This is a genomic window from Pseudocitrobacter sp. RIT415, from assembly GCF_003057695.2.
Lineage (GTDB): Bacteria > Pseudomonadota > Gammaproteobacteria > Enterobacterales > Enterobacteriaceae > Pseudocitrobacter > Pseudocitrobacter faecalis.
In genome coordinates this window covers 96,135-102,619 of the sequence record NZ_QBJC02000016.1, presented here as the reverse complement: position 1 = coordinate 102,619, position 6,485 = coordinate 96,135, and the positions used below count along the sequence as shown (strand labels likewise).

At 51.5% G+C, this 6,485-nt stretch carries 9 protein-coding genes; all 9 read right to left on the bottom strand.

Annotated features, from left to right (window positions below; all coding sequences use genetic code 11):
• A partial coding sequence (locus DBY68_RS16105; protein WP_000031694.1) for a GTP-binding protein occupies nucleotides 1-321 on the bottom strand: 321 nt, incomplete at its 3' end.
• 70 nt (nucleotides 322-391) lie between these two features.
• Nucleotides 392-2,506 (bottom strand): elongation factor G, encoded by a 2,115-nt coding sequence (fusA, locus tag DBY68_RS16100; protein WP_108476645.1) that lies wholly within the window; start codon nucleotides 2,504-2,506, stop codon nucleotides 392-394.
• A gap of 96 nt (nucleotides 2,507-2,602) precedes the next feature.
• Complete coding sequence (gene rpsG, locus DBY68_RS16095) at nucleotides 2,603-3,073, bottom strand: 30S ribosomal protein S7 (protein ID WP_108476644.1); 471 nt, start codon at nucleotides 3,071-3,073, stop codon at nucleotides 2,603-2,605.
• A gap of 95 nt (nucleotides 3,074-3,168) precedes the next feature.
• A complete protein-coding gene (rpsL, locus tag DBY68_RS16090) occupies nucleotides 3,169-3,543 on the bottom strand; it encodes a 30S ribosomal protein S12 (protein ID WP_000246815.1) in 375 nt (124 codons plus the stop codon).
• Nucleotides 3,544-3,667: 124 nt separating this feature from the next.
• A complete protein-coding gene (tusB, locus tag DBY68_RS16085; RefSeq protein ID WP_108476643.1) occupies nucleotides 3,668-3,955 on the bottom strand; it encodes a sulfurtransferase complex subunit TusB in 288 nt (95 codons plus the stop codon).
• 7 nt (nucleotides 3,956-3,962) lie between these two features.
• Nucleotides 3,963-4,322, bottom strand: coding sequence for a sulfurtransferase complex subunit TusC (gene tusC, locus DBY68_RS16080; protein ID WP_108476642.1), 360 nt, complete (start codon nucleotides 4,320-4,322; stop codon nucleotides 3,963-3,965).
• Nucleotides 4,322-4,708 carry a sulfurtransferase complex subunit TusD gene (gene tusD / locus DBY68_RS16075; RefSeq protein WP_108476641.1) on the bottom strand — a complete coding sequence of 129 codons (387 nt, stop codon included), beginning with the start codon at nucleotides 4,706-4,708 and terminating at the stop codon, nucleotides 4,322-4,324. Before tusD ends, tusC begins: the two co-directional genes overlap by 1 nt.
• A complete protein-coding gene (locus DBY68_RS16070) occupies nucleotides 4,708-5,430 on the bottom strand; it encodes a transcriptional regulator (protein WP_015962730.1) in 723 nt (240 codons plus the stop codon). Before DBY68_RS16070 ends, tusD begins: the two co-directional genes overlap by 1 nt.
• Before the next feature lie 164 nt (nucleotides 5,431-5,594).
• Complete coding sequence (gene fkpA / locus DBY68_RS16065) at nucleotides 5,595-6,413, bottom strand: FKBP-type peptidyl-prolyl cis-trans isomerase (protein WP_108476640.1); 819 nt, start codon at nucleotides 6,411-6,413, stop codon at nucleotides 5,595-5,597.
• Nucleotides 6,414-6,485 lie beyond the last annotated feature (72 nt).

The window sequence follows — 6,485 nt, the reverse complement described above, 5'->3', positions numbered from 1 at the left end:
AGCAACAACCAGGATCGCGCCGTCCATCTGCGCAGCACCGGTGATCATGTTTTTAACATAGTCGGCGTGGCCCGGGCAGTCTACGTGCGCGTAGTGGCGAGTCGGGGTGTCATATTCAACGTGAGAAGTGTTGATGGTGATACCACGAGCTTTTTCTTCCGGTGCGTTATCGATCTGGTCGAAAGCACGAGCAGCACCGCCGTAGGTTTTAGCCAGTACGGTGGTGATTGCAGCGGTCAGAGTAGTTTTACCGTGGTCGACGTGGCCGATAGTACCAACGTTGACGTGCGGTTTTGTACGTTCAAATTTTTCTTTAGACACGGCTATATTCCTTACTATAGTGCTCTCCCCTTCAGGAGAGAGCACGGGACTTAGGTTTTAACCCCGGGGATTATTTACCACGGGCTTCGATTACGGCCTGAGCAACGTTGTTCGGCGCATCATCATACTTCAGGAATTCCATGGTGTATGATGCACGACCTTTGGTCAGAGAACGCAGCTGAGTTGCATATCCGAACATTTCAGACAGCGGAACTTCAGCGTGGATCTTAACGCCAGTTACTTCAGATTCCTGACCGCGCAGCATACCGCGACGACGGCTCAAGTCACCGATAACATCACCAGTGTTCTCTTCCGGAGTTTCTACTTCAACCTTCATGATAGGCTCAAGCAGAACAGGTTTTGCTTTCTTAAAGCCTTCTTTAAAGGCAATAGAAGCAGCCAGTTTAAACGCCAGTTCAGAGGAGTCAACGTCGTGGTAAGAACCGAAGTGCAGACGAATACCCATGTCTACAACCGGATAACCAGCCAGCGGACCAGACTTCAGCTGCTCCTGGATGCCTTTATCAACGGCCGGGATGTATTCGCCAGGAATTACACCACCTTTGATGTCGTTGATGAACTCGTAACCTTTCGGGTTAGAGCCCGGCTCCAGCGGGTACATGTCGATAACGACGTGACCATACTGACCGCGACCACCAGACTGTTTCGCGTGTTTACCTTCGATATCGGTAACTTTCGCGCGAATCGCTTCGCGGTAAGCAACCTGAGGTTTACCGACGTTCGCTTCAACGTTGAATTCACGTTTCATACGGTCAACGATGATGTCGAGGTGCAGCTCACCCATACCAGCGATGATGGTCTGGTTAGATTCTTCGTCAGTCCATACGCGGAATGACGGGTCTTCTTTAGCCAGACGACCCAGAGCCAGACCCATTTTTTCCTGGTCAGCTTTGGTTTTCGGTTCTACTGCGATGGAGATTACCGGCTCAGGGAATTCCATACGTTCCAGAATGATCGGCGCATCTTGATCACACAGCGTGTCACCAGTGGTTACGTCTTTCAGACCGATTGCAGCAGCGATATCGCCCGCGCGAACTTCTTTGATCTCTTCACGTTTGTTAGCGTGCATCTGAACGATACGACCGAAACGCTCACGTGCAGCTTTCACGGAGTTCAGTACGGTATCACCAGAGTTAACCACACCGGAGTACACACGGAAGAAGGTCAGGTTACCTACGAACGGGTCGGTAGCGATTTTGAACGCCAGAGCAGCGAACGGCTCGTCATCACTTGCGTGACGCTCAGCCGGCGTGTCTTTACCGTCGTCCAGGATACCGTTGATCGCCGGAACATCGATTGGGGATGGCAGGTAATCAATTACCGCATCCAGCATCGCCTGAACACCTTTGTTCTTGAACGCAGAACCACAGGTTACCAGGATGATTTCGTTGTTCAGAACACGCTGACGCAGAGCAGTTTTGATCTCTTCTTCAGTCAGTTCTTCACCACCCAGGTATTTCTCCATCAGCTCTTCAGAAGCTTCAGCAGCGGATTCCAGCAGGTTCTGGTGCCATTCGTTGGCCAGTTCAACCATGTCAGCAGGGATATCTTCGTATTCGAAGGTAACGCCCTGGTCTGCATCGTTCCAGTTGATGGCTTTCATTTTCACCAGGTCAACAACACCGGTGAAATGTTCTTCAGCACCAATTGCCAGCTGCAGCGGAACCGGGTTCGCGCCCAGACGGGTTTTGATCTGACCAACAACTTTCAGGAAGTTAGCGCCCATACGGTCCATTTTGTTAACGAACGCGATGCGCGGAACTTTATATTTGTTAGCCTGACGCCATACGGTTTCAGACTGTGGCTGAACACCACCGACTGCGCAGTAAACCATTACCGCACCATCAAGAACACGCATGGAACGTTCTACTTCGATTGTGAAGTCAACGTGCCCCGGGGTGTCGATGATGTTTACGCGATGCGGTTCATACTGCTTAGCCATACCAGACCAGAATGCAGTAGTCGCTGCGGAAGTGATGGTAATACCACGTTCCTGCTCCTGCTCCATCCAGTCCATGGTAGCGGCGCCGTCATGAACTTCACCGATTTTATGGTTTACACCGGTGTAGAACAGAATACGTTCGGTAGTGGTGGTTTTACCGGCGTCGATGTGCGCACTGATACCGATGTTACGGTAGCGTGCGATGGGTGTTGTACGAGCCATTTGATTCCTCGTTTATCTTTTTAGGCGTTCAGTTAAGTAACCCAAAGCGGGCTGCTTCGCTGAAGCGCCCGCCTGGTGACTAATACTCCGAAGGGATTACCAACGGTAGTGTGCGAACGCCTTGTTGGCTTCGGCCATACGGTGAACGTCTTCACGTTTCTTAACTGCAGTACCTTTGTTCTCTGCAGCATCAGTGAGTTCGTTCGCCAGGCGCAGAGCCATGGATTTATCACCGCGTTTACGAGCAGCTTCAACGATCCAACGCATTGCCAGAGCATTACGACGGACCGGACGGACTTCAACTGGTACCTGATAAGTAGAACCACCAACGCGGCGAGACTTAACTTCGACAGTCGGGCGCACGTTTTCGAGAGCTACTTCGAAAGCTTCCAGTTCATTTTTACCAGAACGCTGAGCCAGGGTCTCCAGCGCGCTGTATACGATAGTTTCTGCAGTAGATTTTTTACCATCTACCATCAGGATATTTACAAATTTAGCCAGCAGTTCTGATCCGAACTTAGGATCCGGCAGGATTTTACGCTGACCAATGACGCGACGACGTGGCATGGAAATACTCCGTTGTTAATTCAGGATTGTCCAAAACTCAAAGAGTTTAGTTTGACATTAATTTAAAACGTTTGGCCTTACTTAACGGAGAACCATTAAGCCTTAGGACGCTTCACGCCATACTTGGAGCGAGCTTGCTTACGGTCTTTAACGCCGGAGCAGTCAAGCGCACCACGAACGGTGTGGTAACGAACACCCGGAAGGTCTTTTACACGACCACCACGGATCAGGATCACGGAGTGCTCCTGCAGGTTATGACCTTCACCACCGATGTAGGAGGTCACTTCAAAACCGTTAGTCAGACGAACACGGCAAACTTTACGCAGTGCGGAGTTCGGTTTTTTAGGAGTGGTAGTATATACACGAGTACATACGCCACGTTTCTGCGGGCAGGCTTCCAGTGCAGGCACGTTGCTTTTTGCAACTTTGCGAGCACGTGGTTTGCGAACCAGCTGGTTAACTGTTGCCATTAAATAGCTCCTGGTTTTAGCTTTTGCTTCGTAAACACGTAATAAATCGCCTCATATAATATGAGGACGCAGAATTTTAGGGCGGTGTCGAAAAGGTGTCAAGAAATATACAACAACCTGGCATCTACCAGGCCATCTGAGACGCATGTTTTACCGCCAGCCTGACGAAGTCAGTATAGCTAACCCTGACGACACTGTTCGAAATTTGACCACATAGCCCACGCGCTTCAACATCTTCTTGCAGCACGTGAAGGGATATGGGGGCGGAACGGAGGATATCAAGAAAGCGGCTGCCTTCAATTGCAGCCACCACGCCATCAGCACGAAGCAGCAAATCATCCCCCTCTTTCAGCACGCGCATCAGCGCGTTCATGTCCGTATGCCAGGGAGAAATACTTAAGGTATGCAGCATAGACGCCTCAGAAGCGGAGAATCACATCATAGCCATCAAGCTGCTGACGGAGCGCATCAGGCTCCAGCAACTCGACATCGGTGACAAAGGTCGTGGATGCACCTAAGCCGCGCTCCCGCAGCGACGCCGCGCACATCCAGACATTCTCAATATCGTAGAGCGACATCAGCTTAAAGGTCGCGATGTAATCGCGCGCCAGCACCGCTGACGGCTTTTGCTCGTTCAGTAGTTGAAACACCCCGTCGCCCATGAAAAATACACCGAGGTCTTCGCTTAATGCGGAGGCGGCCAGCAAGGCATCAAGCCCTTCACGGCCGGATGCGCTCCCGTGCGGCGCCGTCGAAAAAATAAAAGCGACACGTTTCATCAGAACTGCACCATGCGATCGCAGGTCAGCGAAGCTTGCGCCAGCGCCCCCAGCCCGCTCAGAGAGAAGCCCGGCTGAAGATTAAAACCTGGCAGCGACAGATTTTTCGCTTCGGTTTCGTCCGTCACACCGCGTCGTAATGCCGCCGCCACGCAAATATGCAGCTCGACACCCTGTTCATCATGCAGCCTCTGCCAGCCACGCACCACGTCAAACTCATCGCTGGCAGGTGCTGTAAGCTGATTGGCGTTGTAGACGCCCTCGCGATAAAAGAACACGCAGGCAAGCTCGTGACCTTCGCTCAGCACCGCCTGCGCGAACTGCAGCGCACTGCTGGCATGTTGCGTTCCGTAAGCCGGGCCGGTCACCATGATGGCAAAACGCATTACTTATCTTGCCCCACAAAGTCGCCGCTCTTGAACTGGCGGATGTAGAGATACACCGTGTGTTTGGAGATGTTCAGGCGGTCGGCCACCTGATTAATCGCATCCTTGATATCAAAGATTCCTTTCTCGTAAAGGTTAAGCACGATCTGGCGATTTTTAGCGTTATTGGAAACGTTGCGATCGGCATTCACCTCTTCAATCGTGAACTCCAGCGTTTGGGTCACCAGGTCTTCAACCGAAGAGGCAAAGTTAACCTGCGAGTTCACTTCCGGCGTTTCCGGCGGAATAAAGGTATTCATGATTTGGGAGAAAGGCACATCAAGATTCATGTTGATGCACAGCAGCCCGATAACGCGTTGTTCGCGGTTGCGAATCGCGATAGTTACGGACTTCATCAGCACACCACTTTTGGCACGAGTAAAATAGCATTTGGAAACACTGCTATCTGCGCCGGTCATATCGTGCAGCATGCGCAGGGCCAGGTCGGTAATCGGCGAGCCGATTTTCCGCCCGGTATGTTCACCGTTAGCGATTCGAATGGCCGAGCACTTCAGGTCCTGCAAAGAATGCAGCACAATTTCACAATGGGAACCAATGAGCATCGCTAACCCGTCCACGACCGCTTCGTAGGACTTCAGGATCTCGAAATCGGTTTTATCGAAAGGACGTTGATCCAGTAAATCAAGTTCACTGGTTTCGTTGGTTAAAAGCGACCTGGACATGTAAAAAAGCACTCCTTTTCAGGAGCCTGTCGTTATGTTGTCAGGGCAGGCTCATCACTAATAGGGGGATCTAAAGTAATACGCGCATCAGGCGCTTTCCAGCATTAATTATATCAGGCAGGTAATAAAAAGCCGCCGCCCAGTGGGCGGCGGCGGTCAGACTCTTATTTTTTATCTGCGGTTGCCGCTTTCTCAGCTGGCGCAGCGTCAGCTTTCGCGTCCGCTTTTGGTGCTGGCTTAACGTCTAACAGTTCAACGTCGAAGACCAGGGTGGAGTTAGCCGGGATCCCCGGAACGCCGGTTTTACCGTAAGCCAGATCCGGTGGGATAACCAGTTTGATTTTGCCACCTTTCTTGATGTTTTTCAGGCCTTCAGTCCAGCCAGGGATCACGCCATCAAGACGGAAGGAGAGCGGTTCGCCACGGGTATAAGAGTTATCGAACTCTTTACCGTCGATAAGCGTACCTTTGTAGTTGACCACCACGGTGTCGCTATCGGTCGGCGCGCTACCGGTACCCGCTTTCTCTACTTTGTAGAGCAGACCAGTAGACGAGGTTTTCACGTCTTTTTCTTTAGCAAATTTCGCGCGGTACTCTTTACCTTTCGCTTCGTTATCCGCGGCGTCTTTTTCCATCTTCGCCTGAGCGGAAGACTTCACGCGCGCTTCGAAAGCCTGCAGTGTTTGCTCGATTTCCTGATCGGACAGTTTGCTCTTATCAGCAAACGCATCCTGAACACCGGCGATCAGCTGATCTTTATCCAGTTTGATGCCCAGTTTTTCCTGTTCTTTCAGGGAGTTTTCCATGTAACGACCCAACGATGCACCCAGTGCATAGGCGGATTTCTGGTCGTCGTTTTTGAAAGCGGATTTGCTTTCTGCGGCTGCTGCAGTTTTCGCGGAGTCAGCGGCAAACGCCAGCGGCGCATTCAGTGCAACGGCCATCGTGGTTGCCAGAAGCGTTACTTTAAACAGTGATTTCATCCATCTCTCCAGGGCCGGGGCCTCTCGCCCCAAGATTTACTAAGTGAGAAGCGTACTATATAGCCTTGCAGA

Bases quoted from the DNA above. Each gene is read 5' to 3' on its own strand.
- fusA (WP_108476645.1), bottom strand. From the start codon at position 2,506: ATGGCTCGTACAACACCCATCGCACGCTACCGTAACATCGGTATCAGT.
- rpsG (WP_108476644.1), bottom strand. From the start codon at position 3,073: ATGCCACGTCGTCGCGTCATTGGTCAGCGTAAAATCCTGCCGGATCCT.
- rpsL (WP_000246815.1), bottom strand. From the start codon at position 3,543: ATGGCAACAGTTAACCAGCTGGTTCGCAAACCACGTGCTCGCAAAGTT.
- tusB (WP_108476643.1), bottom strand. From the start codon at position 3,955: ATGCTGCATACCTTAAGTATTTCTCCCTGGCATACGGACATGAACGCG.
- tusC (WP_108476642.1), bottom strand. From the start codon at position 4,322: ATGAAACGTGTCGCTTTTATTTTTTCGACGGCGCCGCACGGGAGCGCA.
- tusD (WP_108476641.1), bottom strand. From the start codon at position 4,708: ATGCGTTTTGCCATCATGGTGACCGGCCCGGCTTACGGAACGCAACAT.
- DBY68_RS16070 (WP_015962730.1), bottom strand. From the start codon at position 5,430: ATGTCCAGGTCGCTTTTAACCAACGAAACCAGTGAACTTGATTTACTG.
- fkpA (WP_108476640.1), bottom strand. From the start codon at position 6,413: ATGAAATCACTGTTTAAAGTAACGCTTCTGGCAACCACGATGGCCGTT.